This is a genomic window from Kitasatospora sp. NPDC015121 (assembly GCF_055562955.1).
Genome location: NZ_JBVHEH010000006.1, coordinates 257,700 through 273,294, shown reverse-complemented (window position 1 = coordinate 273,294; position 15,595 = coordinate 257,700). Strand labels below are relative to the sequence as shown.

The following is a 15,595-nucleotide window of genomic DNA, read 5'->3' as shown; positions in this document are numbered from 1 at the left end:
GGCATGTCGTCGACCCGGCGTTCCCCGGAGTCCGTCGCCGCCGAGCGGATGGCGGTGGTCGAGCGGCTCCGCGCCGCGCCCTTCCCGGAAGTGGCCGGGCGGGCCTGGGAGTCGGCGGAGTGGGGCGGACCCGGGTTCCACCTGGCGCTGCTGGAGGAGAGCCGGGATTTCTGGGAGGTCCGGGGTCCGGAGGCCTGGGAGGAGGCGCACCGGGAGATCGAGGCCGCCCGGCAGGCGCTGGGGGCCCTCCTGACGGCCCGCTGGGGCGCGCCGGAGCGCGTGGAGCTCCGGGACCACACCGACGGCACCACCGGTTCGGAGTTCCGCCCGCTCGAACCGCTCGACACCCTGTGCTCCTCGGTCGGCCCGATGTCGGTGTGGCACCTGCCGGGCACCGGCCGCTGGGTGGGCCTGGCGATCGGGCAGGCGGACACGGAGTTCCCGCTCGTGCTGCTGCTCGCCGTCGGCGAGGCACCGGCCCTCGCGTCGAGGTCCCCGACGGGGTGGGCCTGAGCGGCACGGGCGGCGCGCGGACCCGCGCCGGCGGCGGCCGGGCTGTGGGTGGGGTGCGGCATGCTCCACGCCATGCTTCACGTGAGGACGGAACGCGGACCGTCGATGCGCGACCCGGGCCCGGCGGCCCTGAACCGGCTGGTCGCGAACATGCGGCGCGGCGACTCCCACCTGATCCTCGAACGGTTCGGCCCGGACGAGCCGGAGGGCAGCTGGTACGCGCAGGTGCGCCTGCGGGAGAACGGCGTCTACCAGGTGGAGTACCGCGACGGCGTCCCGGCCGAGCACTACCAGACCCTGACGGTCTCGCTCCCCGGGGTGGTCGACGCGCTGCTCGGCTGGTCGTCCGGCGGGACGGCCTGGCGGGCCCGGTTCGACTGGATCAACATCGGGCACTGGTTCGCCGCCGAGTCGAACGGCACGGGCGGCACGGGCGGGGCCGACCGGACGGACGAGGGCGTCCCGCCCGGCTGCTGAGTCCCGTCCGGCGGGACTCGGCAGCCGGGTCAGAGCAGCCAGAGGCCGAAGCCCGCGACCAGGATGCCGGCGGCGATCAGCAGCGGGCCGAGCAGGTGGTCGCGGGGGCGGTCGGTGCCGGGGCGGATCCGGACGGTGGAGGCCAGGCCGAGGCCGGAGAGCAGCAGGCCGACCGGAGTCAGGACCGCCCACAGGGCGGGGACGGCGAAGTGGCCGGAGATCATCGGGTCGTCGGCCGGCCGGCGGGTCGGGGGCGCGCGTCGGGCGCCGCCGGGGCGTGGGGTGCGGCCATGGTGGGTCCTCCTGCTGGGCTCCGCACGACGCTACCCGGGTGCGGAACAAGACTCCGCCACGGATTGGCAAAGCCTTCCCCGCGGCCGTCGGGGCAGGCCGGGGGCGGTGCGGCTGACGGTCCGTCGGCTTCACCCGGGTGGCCGATCGGCGCACACGAAAAAACCACGCGCTTCCCAGCGAACGTCCAGGGACTTCCAGGTTTCCGTTCAGTGGCCGCCGGGTGCCCTCCGGACCTCCGCCCGGTGGCCCCCGGATGGACGCCCGGACGCACGGGGGCCCCGGTCCGGCACCACCTTGCCGGGCCGGGGCCGGGGCCCTTCGGGGCGTGCGGGGCGGTCGGCGCTCAGCCGACCGGGACGGCCGGTTCGGCGGCGGGGACGGCCGCCGCCTCCTTCGCCGTCCGGGCCGCCGCGCGGCGGGCGGTGAGGCGGTTGACCAGGGTGACCATCGCCCAGGCGTAGGCCCAGCCGACCAGGATGTCGATGATGAAGTGCTCGGCGCCGTAGACCAGCGTGAAGGCCATCGCCAGCGGGTACGCGACGAGCAGCGCGCGCAGCACGCGGTTGGCCTTCGGCCAGAACACCAGGGCGATCATCATCGGGTAGGCGGCGTGCAGCGAGGGCATCGCGGCGACGTCGTTGGCGAACTTGCTGCCGTTCTCGAAGATGGTGCCGGCCCGGTGCAGGCCGCTGTTGTCGAGGACGGTGGCGACGATCCGGTTGACGGCCGGCATGTGGTGCTCCAGCGCGGCCAGCCACGGCGGGTCGGCGGGGTAGAGCACGTAGGTGACGAAGCCGATCGCGGTGATCGCCAGGTAGCAGCCGAGGAAGTGCCGGAACCGGGCGTGGTTGCGCTTCCACAGCACGGCGAGGATCACGAACACCGCGAAGAAGTGCGACATGTAGACGGTGACGGCGGCGTAGTCGTACCACTGCGGCTGACCGGGGTGGTAGAGCCAGTCCTGCAGGCGGACGGTCCAGGTCTCACCGAAGCCGAGCACCTCGTCGAAGGCGATCTGCGGTGCGTAGTGCGGCCGCCAGGGCGTGTGCGCGCCGTAGCCGCGCAGCAGGGAGTACACCCAGACCACGCCCATCACCGGGACCCAGTCCCGCAGGACGTACAGCCACCCCTTTCGGCCACCGCTGTGCACGGACGCGGCGACCAGGGCGGCGATCAGCCACAGGAAGACCACGTCGTTGGCGTAGGGCAGGCCGTAGACCGCGAGGTAGCGCCAGAACGCGAGCGCGAACAGGGGCCAGGCGAGGTGTCGGAGCCTGAGCCGGGACAGGAGGTGGAGCGCCAGGGAGCGTGACCGGGCTGCCAGGTGGGACGAGTCGATCATGCGTCACGAAGCTAGCAACCGCGGCTTGGAGATTCCTCCTGCCGCGCGCCGGGGTTCCCAGCGAGTTCCCAGGGGCCACTCGGACGGGTGGGGACCGCCGCCGACTGGTCTAATGCTCGACATTAATAATGTCGAGCATTAATGTGTACGGCATGGAGAGGAAGTCGACGGGTACCCGAAGCACCCCCGCACGAGGCGTCCGCAGGCCGGGCCCGGGGAGCGCCGGCGGTACCGGCAGCAGACGCGGGGCCGACGGCGAGGGCAGTGGCGGCGAAGACGGCGGCAGCTCCACCCGGGCGCGGCTGATCCGTTCCGCCGAGCGGCTGTTCGCGGCGCAGGGCGTGCACGGCGCCCAGCTGCGCGACGTGGTGCGGCAGGCGGGGCAGGCGAACCCGTCCGCCGTGCAGTACCACTTCGGTTCGCGCGAGGGACTGCTGGACGAGGTGATGGCCGAGCGGCAGCGGCGCACCGAACGGGCGCTGGCCGAGCGGCTGCCGCAGCCCGAGGGGCGCTCGCTGGGCGAGCTGCTCGGGGCGCTGGTCGACGCGGAGGCCACCGAGCTGCGCACCGAGCGCGGCCGGGACTGCCTGCGGATCTCCACCCAGGTCAGCCACCGCAGCGGCATCCGGGAGCGGCGCCCGCACGCCGGTCTCGCGGGCACCCTGTACTGGCGGCTGATCCTCGCGCTGGAGACCCCGCTGCTCCCGCTGGCGCCCGAACCGGTCCGGCTGGAGCGGATCGACCTGGCACTGACCCTGATCGGCGCGGCGCTGGCCGAGCGCGCCCGGCAACTGGCCGAGGCCGAGCCGACGCTGAGCGACGACCGCGCGTACCTCGCCGACCTGGTCTCGGTCTGCGCGGGCCTGTTGACCGCGCCGCTCCCCTGAACCGCGAACCGTTCCCGAACCCCGAACCCCGAACCCCGAACCCGAACCTCCCCGCCGGCCGCGGCCGAGGGGGACGCAGCACCGACACACACGCCCACGAGGCGAGCACCGAGGAGCAAGTCATGAGCGAGCTGTCCGGCAAGACCGTCATCATCACCGGCGGGGCCCGCGGCCTGGGCGCGGAGACCGCGAAGCAGGCGGTCGCGGCGGGGGCGAACGTGCTGGTCACCGACGTCCTGGACGAGGACGGCGCGGCGACCGCCGCCGAGCTGGGCGAGCGGGCCCGCTACCGCCACCACGACGTCACCTCGGAGCAGGACTGGGCGGACGTGGTGGCGTACGCGCAGGCCGAGTTCGGGGCGGTGCACGGGCTGGTGAACAACGCCGGGATCTCCACCGGCAGCTTCCTGGCCGACGAGTCGGTGGAGCACTTCCGCCGGGTCCTCGACATCAACCTGACCGGTGTGTTCATCGGCATGAAGGCGGTCATCCCGGCGCTGCGGGCGGCCGGCGGCGGCTCGGTGGTGAACATCTCCTCGGCGGCGGGCCTGATGGGCCTGGCGCTGACCGCGGGCTACGGCGCGTCCAAGTGGGGCGTGCGCGGCCTGACCAAGATCGGCGCGGTGGAGCTGGGCGTGGACCGGATCCGGGTGAACTCCGTCCACCCGGGCATGACCTACACCCCGATGACGGCGTCCACCGGCATCCAGCGCGGTGAGGGCAACTACCCCAACACCCCGATGGGCCGGGTCGGCGAGGCGCCCGAGATCGCCGCGGCCACCGTCTTCCTGCTCTCCGACGCCGCGTCCTACGTCACCGGTGCCGAGCTGGCGGTGGACGGCGGCTGGACCACCGGCCCGACCGTCCGCTACGTGATGGGGCAGTGATCCGGGGCGGCCCTCCGGTCGCGCACCGGAGGGCCGCCGATCCGTCGTCAGCCCAGCAGGGCGGACCCGCCGGGGGCGAGGCGGGCGTAGCGGGTCCCGGTCGCCCGGTCGATCCAGCCGTCGAAGTTCTCGTTGCCGACCTCGCTCAGGTGGGCGTCGTGGATCGGGAAGGTGTGCTCCGGCTCGATCGCGCGCACCATCCCGATCGCCTGCCGCAGGCTCTGCCAGGGGCCGCCGGCCGGCAGCAGCAGCGTCCGCACCTCCTCCCCCGGGCCGTCCGGGACGTGCAGGGAGTCGCCCGGGTGGTAGGTGCCCTCGACCAGGAAGCCGAGGTTCGCGCAGTCGGGGTACCCGTCGATGGTCTCGGCGTGCCGCCCGCCGACCGCGCGGACCTCGAAGCCGCCGGCCGTGAACTCCTCCCCCGTCCGGACGGCGAGCGGCGCGGGCCCGGTGAGGCCGGGGAGCGCGGCGAGTTCGGCCGCGAGCTCCGGGTGGGCGTACACCGCCAGCCCGGGGTCGGCGGCCCGGGCGGCGAGCAGCAGGTCGTCGTCGACGTGGTCGGCGTGCCCGTGCGTGTAGAGCACCGCCCGGACGCCCGCGAAGGCCTCCGGTTCCGTCCAGCAGCCGGGGTCGATCAGGACGGACCGCTCCCCGTCGGACGAGTCGATCCGGACACAGGCGTGGGCGTACTTCGTCAGGCGCATCCGGCCAACGTATCGCCGGGACGGGACCGGGCGCCCCGTTTTTCCCCTCCTCACCCCCCGTCCGCCAGCGGGGCGAGCGCGGCGCGCAGGCGGGCGAGCCAGGCGTTGGCGGTGCCGGTGGCGGCCGGGTGGGCGGCGCGCAGGGCGGCCCAGTCGGCGGGCGGGACGGTGAGGGCGGCCGGCCGGAACGCGCCGGGGTGGCCGGGTTCGCGGGCGAGGACGCGCCGCAGCAGGGCCGGGTCGAGCGTGCCGGCGCAGCGTTCGGCGAGCAGGACGGCGTCGTACAGGTCCTTGGCCCGGGCGCGTTCGCCGTCGGCGTGCAGCCAGAGCAGCTTCCAGGCGAGCGAGAGTTCCCGGCTCGCGGTCCGCACGGTGGTGGTGCCGGTGCCGTCCCCGCGCGGCACGGCCGTCCGGACGGGCGGTTGGGGCATCCGCTCGTCGCGTGCGAAGTCGACGGTCACCTCGCCGTCCTCGCCGCCGTCCGCCGTCCAGCGCAGGGCGACCCGCAGGCCGGGCCGGTCGTGGCCTGTGCCGCGGTCCGCCTCGTGGTCCGTGCCGTAGGCCCAACTGCCGCTGTCCCGTACGGAGTCGGGGTCGAGCCGGAGGCCGGGGGCGATCTGCGGGTGTTCCTCGACGAGTTCGCGGAGCACCGAGTCCGGCCCCTCGTCCTCGGGTTCGGCGGCCGGCACCCAGCTCAGGCCCTCGGGCGGGAGGTGGGCGCGCAGGCCGCGGGTGTCGGAGTCCTCGAAGCGCCACATCTCGTACCCGCCCGCTCCGTGGGCGGCTTCGGGCCACTGCCGGGCGTCGGCGAGGTCGGGCAGGTACGGGTACGGGTCGAGCCCGTCGATCGGGACGAGCGGGGAGGGCGGGACGATCCAGTCGAGGTCGGCGGGTTCGCGGGCGGCCGGGCCGACCCAGGCGGGCAGCACCATGCTGCCGCGCAGCACCAGCACGTCGGCCCACGGCGAGTCGGCGATCAGCGCGAGCAGGTGGTCGAGCACGGCACGCCGGGCGGCGCGCCACTGCGGCGTCCCGCCGTTCACCGTCACCCGTCTCCCCCGGAGTTCACGGAGGAGACGGTAGCGGCCGGGTCGGACACCCGGCCGGTCGAGGGTTCCGTGCGGCGCCGGCCGGGTCGGTCGGGGCCGGGCCGGGTCAGCCGGCGGCGGCCTCGATGCGTTCGACGACGAGTTCGCAGAGTTCGTGGGTGCGCAGGGCGTCGGTGGCGTCCAGGGTCTTGCCGGCCCGGAGGGCGTCGAGGAAGTGCAGGACGACCTGTTCGATGCCGCGTTGGCGGGCGACCGGGACCCAGTCGCCCCGGCGGCGGACGGTAGGCTGGCCCCGGTGGTCGATGACCTCCGCCAGGTTGTGGACCTCGCGCTTGGAGTCGGCGCCGGAGACCTCCAGGACCTCCTCGGTCGAGCCGGAGACCCGGTTCATGATGCCGAGGGCGGTGAAGCCGCGGCCGGCCAGCGTGAGGACGAGGTGCTCGACCAGGCCGTCGCGGACCCGGGAGCGGACGTCGACGTGCTCGATCTCGGCGGGGGCGAGGAAGCGCAGGCTGTCGATGACGTGGATGAAGTCGTCGTAGACCAGGGTGCGGGCGCGCTCGGGGAGGCCCTCGCGGTGCTTCTGCAGCACGATCAGGTCGCGCGGGCGCTCGGCGGCGAGCAGGTAGCCGGGGGCGTGGCGGCGGTTGAAGCCGACCAGCAGGGAGCGGCCGGTGTGCTCGGCGAGGGCGACCAGGCGGCGGGCGCCGTCGAGGTCGTAGGCGAGCGGCTTGTCCACGTAGACGTCGACGCCGCGGGTGAGGAGTTCCTCGACGATCGGGACGTGCTGGTCGGTGGCGGCGTGGACGAACGCGGCGCGGATGCCGGAGTCGATCAGCTCGCCGAGGTCGGTGGTGCGGAACGGGACGCGGTAGGCGTCGCCGATCCGGTCGAGCTTGGCCCGGTCCCGGGTCATCAGGCGCAGGTCGACGCCGGGTTGGGCGGTGAGGACCGGCAGGTAGGCCTTCTGCGCGATGTCGCCGAGCCCGACGACGCCGATCGGGATCGGGGACGTGCTGCGGTCGGTCTCTCGGTCGCTCATCGGCACTCCTGCGAGGGTGGGTGGTGGTCGTCCCTGACCACCCGGCAGCATATGCCAGGGCGTTCGTTGAGCTGTCGGAACGTCCGTGAACGGCCGATTCGCGTCGGTGCCGGAGCGGCCGGGCCCGCCGGGGGCGGCTCCGGCACCGACGGCGGCGGGCCGTCAGCGGGCCGGGGCGGCGCCGAGCATCCGGCGGAAGTCGGCCACCGCGCCGTCGAGCCCGCCCGCGTAGCCGCCCTGGGCGAGCCGCAGCACGAAGGCCACGGCGTCGTCCGGGTGCGGGTCGGCGTACGGCTGCCCGTTGTAGTCGAGGAACAGCAGCATCGACTCGAAGGTGGTGCGCTTGTTCCGGTCGGTGAGGGGGTGGTTGCGGGCGAGGGACTCGCCGAGCGCGACCGCCTTGGTCCACACGTCCGGGTAGGCGTCGGCGCCGAGGACCGAGGCCTGCGGGCGGCCGAGCGCCGACTGCAGCAGCGAGCGCTCGCGCACCGCCGCGGCGTCGCCGACCAGGTGGGCGACGTCGTCCTCGTCGAGGTGGTCGGTGGCGGTGGACGCGTTCACAGGTCGGCCAGCCTCTCCAGCGTCTCGGCGTTCGCCGCCCGGATCCGCGCCACCAGCGCGGCCCGCCGCTCGGCGCGCTGCTCCGGCGCCCAGCCGACGGCCCGCGGATCCTGCTCCTGCTCCTGCTGCTCCACCTCGGCGCATCCTCCCGGCCGGACACGGTTCGTGGGCGGAAGCTAACAGCGGGGAGGGGCTGCGGTCGATCGATTATCCGACGGGACGCGGCGACCGCCGCCCCGGGGACGGCGGCGGTCGCGGACCGGCCGGGCCCCTCGGCCGGGTTCCGGGCCGAGGGGGGTGGTCGGCGTCCGGTCAGGCGGGGTCGGGGCGGCAGGTGAGGTCGCGGTCGGGCAGGGTGCCGGTGGTGAGGAAGCGGTCGGCGGCGGTGACCGCGCAGGACGGGGTGCCGGGGTCGTAGGCGCCGTGGTTGCCGCCGTCGACGGTGACCATCCGGGCCCGCTGGCCGAGCGCGGCGCGCATGCCGAGGGCGCCGGCGTACGGGGTGGCGGGGTCGCGGGTGGTCTGCAGCAGCAGGATGTTCGCGGGGCCCCGGCCGGTGACGCGGACGGCGGGTTCGGCGGGGGCGGGCCAGAACGCGCAGGGCGTGATGTTGGCGCCCATGCCGGCGGAGAGCGGGTGGCGGGCCCGGCTCTCGGTGACGGCGCGCTGGTAGTGCGCGGGGTCGCGGGTGGCGGGGGTGTCGTTGCACAGGACGGCGACGAAGGCGGCGATGTCGTTGTCGGCGGGGACGCCGGGGGTGTCGGCCCTGCTCAGCCACCAGTACGGGACGGGTCCGGTGCCGTCGGCGGCGAGGTAGCTCCACCAGTCGGCGATCTCCGGGAACAGCGCGGTGTGGTAGCTGTCGAGGCGGTACAGGGTGCGCCACAGGTTGCCGTCGACCGGTCCGGCCACCGGGTGGCGCACCGGGGTGCGGTCGAGTTTCGCGCCCAGCGCGAGGTAGTTGGCGCGGACGGCGGCCGGCGTGGCGCCGAAGTGCAGGTCGGCGTCGCGGGCGGCGGCCCAGGCGGCGAAGTCGGCGAAGCGCAGTTCGCCGCCGGCGTCCCAGCCCGCGAGGCGTTCCTGCCAGGTGGTGTTGGGGTCGACGTTGGCGTCCAGGACGAGGCGGTCGGTGCGGCCGGGGAAGAGTTCGGCGTAGACCGCGCCCAGGTAGGTGCCGTAGGAGGCGGCCCGGTAGGAGATCTTCGGTTCGCCGAGGGCGGCGCGGATCCGGTCCAGGTCGCGGGCGGTGTCGGCGGTGGTGAGGTGGCGGACGAGGTCGCCGCCGGCGGTGAGGCAGTCGCGGGCCAGGTCGCGGGCGAAGCGCACGTTCGGGGCGATCGAGCCGTCCGGGGCCGGGTAGGGGAAGACCTGCTGCCAGGGCACCTCGGCGGGGGTGCGTCCGCAGGTCACCGGGGTGCTGTGGCCGACGCCGCGCGGGTCGAAGCCGACCAGGTCGTAGCGGTCGAGCACCTCGCGCGGGTAGCCGGCGGCGGTGGCGCTCGGCAGGTGCAGGCTGGCCACGCCGGGACCGCCGCCGTTGTGCACCAGGATGCCGCGCCGCAGGCCGGGCTTGGCCGTGGACAGCCGGGAGACCGCGATCTCGATGGTCCGCCCGCGCGGCTGCCGGTAGTCGAGCGGCACCCGCACCGTGGTGCAGCGCAGCGCCGGGTCGACCGGCGCCCCGGACGGGTCGGCGGGGCAGTCCGTCCACACCGGCGGCCGGGGGCGTTCCGCGGCGACCGCCTCCGCTCGCGCCGCCGTTCCGGTCAGGGCCAGGGCCAGCGCGAACCCGGCGGCCAGCAGGCGTCCGCCCACTCGTGATCTCGTCCACATGGACTAGACCATAGGGAGGTGAAGGGCCGCGCGCATACCCCTGTGGGGGTATCCGGAACGGGTCGCACACCGAGCGAACGGCTTGTTCGGACGCGGAGTTGACGGCGGGTCAGGCCGGGTGGTCGAGGTGGCCGGCGGCGTCGGCGAGGGCGGTGAGGACGGGGCTGATCAGGGGGTGCCGTTCGGCGCCGGCCCGGGTCGCGGCGAAGACGCGGCGGGTGGCGAGGGCGCTGTCGACGGGGCGGACGGCGACGGCGTCGAGTTCGGTGCCGCGCAGGGCGGAGCGGGGGACGAGGGCGACGCCGGCCCCGGCCGAGGCGAGGGCGGTGACGGCGCGGAAGTCGTCGGAGGAGTGGACGAGGCGGGGCTGGAAGCCGGCGTGTTCGCAGGCGAGCAGGACGACGTCGTGGCAGGGGTTGCCCGGGTAGGGGCCGATCCAGGGTTCGGCGGCGAGGTCGGCGACCGCGACCGGACCGGGGTCGGCGGCCAGCGGGTGGTGCAGCGGGAGGACGGCGTCGAAGGGCTCGGCGTACAGCGGCAGCCGGGTCAGCCGGCGGTCGTCGGGACGGGGGGCGCCGCGGTACTCGACGGCGACGGCGATGTCGGCGCGTCCGTCGAGCAGCATCGGCAGGCTGGCGTCGCCCTCCGCGTCGAGGACGCGGACCCGCAGGTCGGGGGCGGTCACGGCGAGGGCGGTGACCGCGGGGGCGAGGACCAGGGCGATGCCGGTGGCGAAGGCGGCGACGGTGATCTCGCCGGCCGCGCCGGAGCTGTAGGCGGCGAGGTCGGCCTCGGCGCGTTCGAGCTGGGCGAGGACGGCGTCGGCGTGGGCGAGCAGGATCTCCCCGGCGGCGGTGAGCCGGACGCCGCGGCCGGCCCGGACCAGCAGGGTGTGGCCGGTCTCCTGTTCGAGGGCGGCGAGCTGCTGGGAGACCGCGGAGGGGGTGAGGTAGAGCGCGGCCGCGGCGGCGGTCACGGTCCGGTGGTCGGCGACGGCCCGGAGGGTCCGCAGCCGTCGTGCGTCGATCACGGGGTCAATTCTGCCAGCGCGGCGGGGCCGGTCGGGACGCCGGGTGGCCGGGGCGGGGGCGGAGCAGGGGCGGGGGTGGCGCAGGAGCGGGGGTGGCGCGGGGGGGCCGGGGGGGGGCCCCCCCCCCCGGGGGGCGCCCCCCGGGCGGGGGGGGGGGGGGGGCGCGGGGGGGGGGGGGGCGGGGGGGGGGGGGGGGGGGGGGGGGGGGGGGCTCCCCGCGCCGGACGGGCCGCCCCTGGAGGGGGGTGGGGGGTGGCCCGTGGGGGTGGCGCGGTCGAGGGTGCCCGCGCCTGGCCCTGGGGGTGGGGGTCAGGCCTCCAGCGCGGCGCGGGCGTCGACGAACGCGGCGACGGCGCGCTCGACGTCCTCGGTGCTGTGCGCGGCGGAGAGCTGGACCCGGATCCGGGCGGCGCCGTGCGGCACCACCGGGTAGGAGAAGCCGATCACGTAGACGCCGCGCTCCAGCAGCAGCTCGGCGAGGCGCCCGGCCTCGGCGGCGTCGCCGACCATGACGGGGGCGATGGCGTGCTCGCCGGGCAGGATCTCGAACCCGGCCTCGGTCATCCTCGTCCGGAACAGCTCGGTGTTGGCGCGCAGCCGGTCGCGCAGGTCGTCGCCGGTCTCCAGCAGGTCGAGCACGGTGAGCGAGGCGGCGGCGATCACCGGGGCGAGCGAGTTGGAGAACAGGTACGGGCGGGAGCGCTGGCGCAGCAGCGCCACGATCTCGCGGCGGGCGGCGACGTAGCCGCCGGAGGCGCCGCCGAGGGCCTTGCCGAGGGTGCCGGTGATGATGTCGACGCGGTCCGTGACGCCGTGCAGTTCGGGGGTGCCGCGCCCGGTGGGGCCGACGAAGCCGACGGCGTGCGAGTCGTCGACCATGACCATGGCGTCGTAGCGGTCGGCGAGGTCGCAGATCTCGGCGAGCGGGGCGATGTAGCCGTCCATCGAGAACACGCCGTCGGTGACGATCAGGCGGCGGCGGGCGTCCTGGGTGTCCTGGAGCTGCTTCTCCAGGTCGGCGAGGTCGCGGTTGGCGTAGCGGTGGCGGCGGGCCTTGGAGAGGCGGATGCCGTCGATGATGGAGGCGTGGTTGAGGGCGTCGGAGATGACCGCGTCGCGCTCGTCGAGCAGGGTCTCGAAGACGCCGCCGTTGGCGTCGAAGCAGGAGGAGTACAGGATGGTGTCCTCCTGGCCGAGGAACTGGGAGAGGCGCTGCTCCAGCTCCTTGTGGACGTCCTGGGTGCCGCAGATGAAGCGGACGGACGCCATGCCGTAGCCCCAGCGGTCCAGGGCGTCCTTGGCGGCGGCGACCACGGCGGGGTGGTCGGCGAGGCCGAGGTAGTTGTTGGCGCAGAAGTTGAGCACCTGGCCGCCGTTGCCGGAGGTGACGGTGATCTCGGCGGACTGCGGGGTGCCGATGACGCGTTCCGGCTTGAACAGGCCGGCTTCGCGGATCTCGGCGAGGGTGGCGGCGAGGTCGTCGCGGACGTTCTCGAACACGGTGGGTCGCTCCTAACGGCAGGTACGGCGGTCGTGTGCGGTGCGGGTTACAGCGTCGTCCAGTCGAGGATGACCTTGCCGCAGTTGCCGCCGGCGGCCTCGTCGAAGGCGGCCTCGAAGTCCCGGGCGGCGTGCCGGCCGGTGATCACCGGGGAGAGGTCGAGTCCGCCCTCCAGCAGCACGGACATCGCGTACCAGGTCTCGAACATCTCGCGGCCGTAGATGCCCTTGATGGTGAGCATCGAGGTGACCACCCGGGCCCAGTCGATCGGGAAGTCGTCGGCGGGCAGGCCGAGCATGGCGATCCTGCCGCCGTTGGTCATGTTGGCGATCATCGACTGCATGGCCTCGGGGCGGCCGGACATCTCCAGGCCGACGTCGAAGCCCTCGCGCAGGCCGAGCTGGTGCTGGCCGTCCTCGATGGTGTGCCGGGAGACGTCGAGCGCCAGGGTGACGCCGAGCCGGCGGGCGAGGTCGAGGCGGTACGGGGAGACGTCGGTGATCATGACGTTGCGGGCGCCGGCGTGCTTGGCGACGGCGGCGGCCATGATGCCGATCGGGCCGGCGCCGGTGACCAGGACGTCCTCGCCGACCAGCGGGAAGGACAGCGCGGTGTGCACGGCGTTGCCGAACGGGTCGAAGATCGCGGCGACGTCGAGGTCGACGGGGACGCGGTGCACCCAGACGTTGCTCGCGGGCAGCGCGACGTACTCGGCGAACGCGCCGTCCCGGTTGACGCCCAGGCCGATGGTGTTGCGGCACAGGTGGCGGCGGCCGGCCAGGCAGTTGCGGCACTTGCCGCAGACCAGGTGGCCCTCGCCACTGACCAGGTCGCCGACGTTGACGTCCGCGACGGCGGCGCCGACGGCGGCGACCTCGCCGACGAACTCGTGGCCGATGGTCATCGGGGTCTTGATGGTCTGCTGGGCCCAGTTGTCCCACGCGCGGATGTGCAGGTCGGTGCCGCAGATGCCGGTGCGCAGGACCTTGATCAGGACGTCGCCGGGGCCGATCTCCGGTTCCGGGACGTCGGTCATCCGGAGTCCGGGTTCGGCGTTCAGCTTGACGAGTGCCTTCACGGCGAGCGCTCCTGACGCGGGGTTCGGTCGGCCCGCGGGTGGGCGGGCCGGGGGTGGGCGCGCGGTGGACCGCGGGCCCGGCGGGGCGTCCCGGCGTGCGGCGGTCACCGGCCGGGCAGGGTGAAATCTGCCTGGTCACGGCGGGTGCGGTCCATCGAGGAATTCTTAACGGGTGCCACAGCTGGGCTGAACGATCGTGCCCGAGCTGGGCCTGCGGGTGGCTCCCGGCGTGCCGCAAGACACCCGGACGGAGCAGCGGCGCGGGCGGGTCCGGACGCTCCCCGGCGGGCCCTGACGGGGGGTCAGGGCGGTGTCCGCACCTTGACCTAGCCTTGACATAACCAATTGGTCCAGTCCATTTTGTTGTGCGCGCTCCCTACGCACCTCCACACCCCCATCCCCCACTGGAGGTACCCCCGTGCACGCCCCCAACCGCCGCGCCACCGCGGTCGGCGCCGCGGCGCTGCTGCTGGCGACGGCCGCCGTCGCGGCCGTCCCGAGCAGCGCCAGCGCCGCCAACGTCCTGACCAACCCCGGCTTCGAGACCGGCACCCTGAGCGGCTGGACCTGCTCCGGCGGCCTGGGCTCCGTGGTCTCCACGCCCGTCCACGGCGGCTCGAAGGCGCTGGCCGGCGCCGTCAGCTCCTCGGACAACGCCAAGTGCGTGCAGACCGTCACGGTGCAGCCCAGCACCACGTACTCGCTGTCCGGCTGGGTCCGCGGCAACTACGTGTACCTCGGCGTCACCGGCGGCACCTCCACCTGGACGCCGTCCGCGTCCGACTGGAAGCAGCTGACCGTCAGCTTCACCACCGGCGCCGCGCAGACCACCGCCGAGGTGTACCTGAACGGCTGGTTCGGCCAGGGCACGTACTACGCGGACGACATCAGCCTGGACGGCCCCGGCGGGACCACGCCGGACACCCAGGCGCCGACCGTGCCCGGCAACCTGACCGCCACCTCGACGGCCGCCACCCAGGTCTCGCTGTCCTGGGGCGCGTCGACCGACAACGTCGCCGTCACCGGCTACGACGTGTACCGCAACGGCGTGCTGGCCACCACCGTCACCGGCACCAGCGCGACCGTCACCGGCCTGACCGGCGGCACCGCGTACACCTTCACCGTGAAGGCGCACGACGCCGCGGGCAACGCCTCCGGCGCGTCCAACTCGCTGTCGGTGACCACGCCTTCGGGCGGCGACCTGCAGGCGCCGACCGCGCCGACCAACCTGGCGGCCACCTCGACGGCCGCCACCCAGGTCTCGCTGTCCTGGGGGGCGTCGACCGACAACGTCGGCGTGACCGCGTACGACGTGTACCGCAACGGCACGCTGGTCACCAGCGTCACCGGCACCACGGCGACCGTCACCGGCCTGACCGCCTCCACCGCGTACACCTTCACCGTGAAGGCCCGGGACGCGGCGGGCAACACCTCGGGCGCGTCCAACTCGCTCGCGGTGACCACCCCGCCGACCACCACCCCGAGCGGCTTCAAGCAGGCCGCGCCGTACCTGTACAACGGCTGGGGCAACCCGCCGTCCGCGACCACCGTGATGAACGCGACCGGCATCAAGTGGTTCACCATGGCGTTCGTGCTCGCGCAGAACGGCTGCAACCCGACCTGGGACAGCCAGCGCCCGCTGCTGAACGGCGTGGACCAGCAGACCATCAACGCGGTGCGCGCCGCGGGCGGCGACGTCGTCCCGTCCTTCGGCGGCTGGTCGGGCAACAAGCTCGGCCCGAACTGCGCCGACGCGACCGCGCTGGCCGGTGCCTACCAGAAGGTGATCGACGCCTACGGCCTGAAGGCGATCGACATCGACATCGAGAACACCGACGAGTTCGAGAACTACACCGTCCAGGACCGGATCCTGAACGCGCTGAAGATCGTCAAGCAGAAGAACCCCGGCATCAGGACGATCGTCACCTTCGGCACCGCGATCAGCGGCCCGACCGCCCCCGGCAACCGCCTGATCGAGCAGTCCAAGGCGCTCGGCGCGGACATCGACGTCTTCACCATCATGCCGTTCGACTTCGGCAACGCGTCGACCGACATGTACGCCGCCACCATCAGCGCCGCCAACGGCCTGAAGAACAAGCTCAAGTCGGTGTACGGCTGGGACGACGCCACCGCCTACTCGCACCTCGGCCTCTCCGGCATGAACGGTCTCAGCGACACCAACGAGACCACCACCATCGCCAACTGGACCGCGATCCGCGACTGGGCCAACACCAACCACATCGCCCGCCTGGCGTTCTGGTCGGTCAACCGCGACCGCGGCTGCGCGGGCGGCGGCCTGCAGGAGACCTGCTCCGGCATCGCCCAGTCCGACTGGCAGTTCACCTCCATCACGGCCGGCTTCACCGGCTGACGCGCCACCACCCCGACGGCCCCGGT

General features: G+C 74.3%; 16 protein-coding genes. 5 read left to right on the top strand and 11 right to left on the bottom strand.

Translation table 11 applies throughout. The annotated features are described in order from the left end of the window. Positions 1–3: 3 nt before the first annotated feature. Positions 4–513 carry a hypothetical protein gene (locus tag ACZ3J7_RS11205; protein WP_465619171.1) on the top strand — a complete coding sequence of 170 codons (510 nt, stop codon included), beginning with the start codon at positions 4–6 and terminating at the stop codon, positions 511–513. Positions 514–585: 72 nt separating this feature from the next. Next, positions 586–990 carry a hypothetical protein gene (locus tag ACZ3J7_RS11200; RefSeq protein ID WP_465619169.1) on the top strand — a complete coding sequence of 135 codons (405 nt, stop codon included), beginning with the start codon at positions 586–588 and terminating at the stop codon, positions 988–990. A gap of 29 nt (positions 991–1,019) precedes the next feature. Here ACZ3J7_RS11200 and ACZ3J7_RS11195 read toward each other — a convergent pair whose 3' ends face one another. Beyond that, positions 1,020–1,214: a hypothetical protein gene (locus tag ACZ3J7_RS11195; protein ID WP_465619167.1), complete on the bottom strand. Its 195-nt coding sequence runs from the start codon at positions 1,212–1,214 to the stop codon at positions 1,020–1,022. 413 nt (positions 1,215–1,627) lie between these two features. Next, positions 1,628–2,626: a phosphatase PAP2 family protein gene (locus tag ACZ3J7_RS11190; protein ID WP_465619165.1), complete on the bottom strand. Its 999-nt coding sequence runs from the start codon at positions 2,624–2,626 to the stop codon at positions 1,628–1,630. 143 nt (positions 2,627–2,769) lie between these two features. On the opposite strand from ACZ3J7_RS11190, the gene ACZ3J7_RS11185 reads away from it, so the two are divergent. Further along, positions 2,770–3,513, top strand: coding sequence for a TetR/AcrR family transcriptional regulator (locus ACZ3J7_RS11185; RefSeq protein ID WP_465619384.1), 744 nt, complete (start codon positions 2,770–2,772; stop codon positions 3,511–3,513). Positions 3,514–3,635: 122 nt separating this feature from the next. Next, on the top strand, positions 3,636–4,400 hold the full coding sequence (locus ACZ3J7_RS11180) for a glucose 1-dehydrogenase (RefSeq protein ID WP_465619163.1): 765 nt from the start codon (positions 3,636–3,638) through the stop codon (positions 4,398–4,400). A 47-nt stretch (positions 4,401–4,447) separates the two neighbouring features. Here the strand turns inward: ACZ3J7_RS11180 and ACZ3J7_RS11175 are convergent, their stop codons facing one another. From ACZ3J7_RS11175 to tdh, 9 genes are all read right to left on the bottom strand, one after another. Continuing rightward, a complete protein-coding gene (locus tag ACZ3J7_RS11175) occupies positions 4,448–5,104 on the bottom strand; it encodes an MBL fold metallo-hydrolase (RefSeq protein WP_465619161.1) in 657 nt (218 codons plus the stop codon). Between the two features lie 50 nt (positions 5,105–5,154). Beyond that, entirely contained in the window at positions 5,155–6,153 is a 999-nt protein-coding gene (locus ACZ3J7_RS11170; protein WP_465619159.1) for a nucleotidyl transferase AbiEii/AbiGii toxin family protein, read from the bottom strand. 106 nt (positions 6,154–6,259) lie between these two features. Beyond that, the gene (locus ACZ3J7_RS11165; protein WP_465619382.1) at positions 6,260–7,159 is read right to left on the bottom strand and encodes a Gfo/Idh/MocA family protein; all 900 of its coding nucleotides are present in this window, start codon (positions 7,157–7,159) and stop codon (positions 6,260–6,262) included. Between the two features lie 198 nt (positions 7,160–7,357). Next, positions 7,358–7,756: a type II toxin-antitoxin system death-on-curing family toxin gene (locus ACZ3J7_RS11160; protein ID WP_465619157.1), complete on the bottom strand. Its 399-nt coding sequence runs from the start codon at positions 7,754–7,756 to the stop codon at positions 7,358–7,360. Further along, positions 7,753–7,890 (bottom strand): hypothetical protein, encoded by a 138-nt coding sequence (locus ACZ3J7_RS11155; protein ID WP_465619155.1) that lies wholly within the window; start codon positions 7,888–7,890, stop codon positions 7,753–7,755. Before ACZ3J7_RS11155 ends, ACZ3J7_RS11160 begins: the two co-directional genes overlap by 4 nt. Before the next feature lie 178 nt (positions 7,891–8,068). Then, a complete protein-coding gene (locus tag ACZ3J7_RS11150; protein ID WP_465619154.1) occupies positions 8,069–9,589 on the bottom strand; it encodes an alpha/beta hydrolase in 1,521 nt (506 codons plus the stop codon). Positions 9,590–9,698: 109 nt separating this feature from the next. Continuing rightward, positions 9,699–10,619, bottom strand: coding sequence for a LysR family transcriptional regulator (locus tag ACZ3J7_RS11145; protein WP_465619152.1), 921 nt, complete (start codon positions 10,617–10,619; stop codon positions 9,699–9,701). 309 nt (positions 10,620–10,928) lie between these two features. After that, positions 10,929–12,119: a glycine C-acetyltransferase gene (locus ACZ3J7_RS11140; RefSeq protein WP_465619150.1), complete on the bottom strand. Its 1,191-nt coding sequence runs from the start codon at positions 12,117–12,119 to the stop codon at positions 10,929–10,931. 47 nt (positions 12,120–12,166) lie between these two features. Further along, a complete protein-coding gene (gene tdh / locus ACZ3J7_RS11135) occupies positions 12,167–13,198 on the bottom strand; it encodes an L-threonine 3-dehydrogenase (protein ID WP_465619149.1) in 1,032 nt (343 codons plus the stop codon). Between the two features lie 418 nt (positions 13,199–13,616). Between tdh and ACZ3J7_RS11130 the strand changes: the two genes are divergently transcribed. Further along, positions 13,617–15,569, top strand: a complete 1,953-nt coding sequence (locus ACZ3J7_RS11130; protein ID WP_465619147.1) for a fibronectin type III domain-containing protein — start codon at positions 13,617–13,619, stop codon at positions 15,567–15,569. Positions 15,570–15,595: the final 26 nt, after the last annotated feature.

Bases quoted from the DNA above. Each gene is read 5' to 3' on its own strand.
- ACZ3J7_RS11195 (WP_465619167.1), bottom strand. From the start codon at position 1,214: ATGATCTCCGGCCACTTCGCCGTCCCCGCCCTGTGGGCGGTCCTGACT.
- ACZ3J7_RS11200 (WP_465619169.1), top strand. From the start codon at position 586: ATGCTTCACGTGAGGACGGAACGCGGACCGTCGATGCGCGACCCGGGC.
- ACZ3J7_RS11175 (WP_465619161.1), bottom strand. From the start codon at position 5,104: ATGCGCCTGACGAAGTACGCCCACGCCTGTGTCCGGATCGACTCGTCC.
- ACZ3J7_RS11190 (WP_465619165.1), bottom strand. From the start codon at position 2,626: ATGATCGACTCGTCCCACCTGGCAGCCCGGTCACGCTCCCTGGCGCTC.
- ACZ3J7_RS11180 (WP_465619163.1), top strand. From the start codon at position 3,636: ATGAGCGAGCTGTCCGGCAAGACCGTCATCATCACCGGCGGGGCCCGC.
- ACZ3J7_RS11205 (WP_465619171.1), top strand. From the start codon at position 4: ATGTCGTCGACCCGGCGTTCCCCGGAGTCCGTCGCCGCCGAGCGGATG.
- ACZ3J7_RS11150 (WP_465619154.1), bottom strand. From the start codon at position 9,589: ATGTGGACGAGATCACGAGTGGGCGGACGCCTGCTGGCCGCCGGGTTC.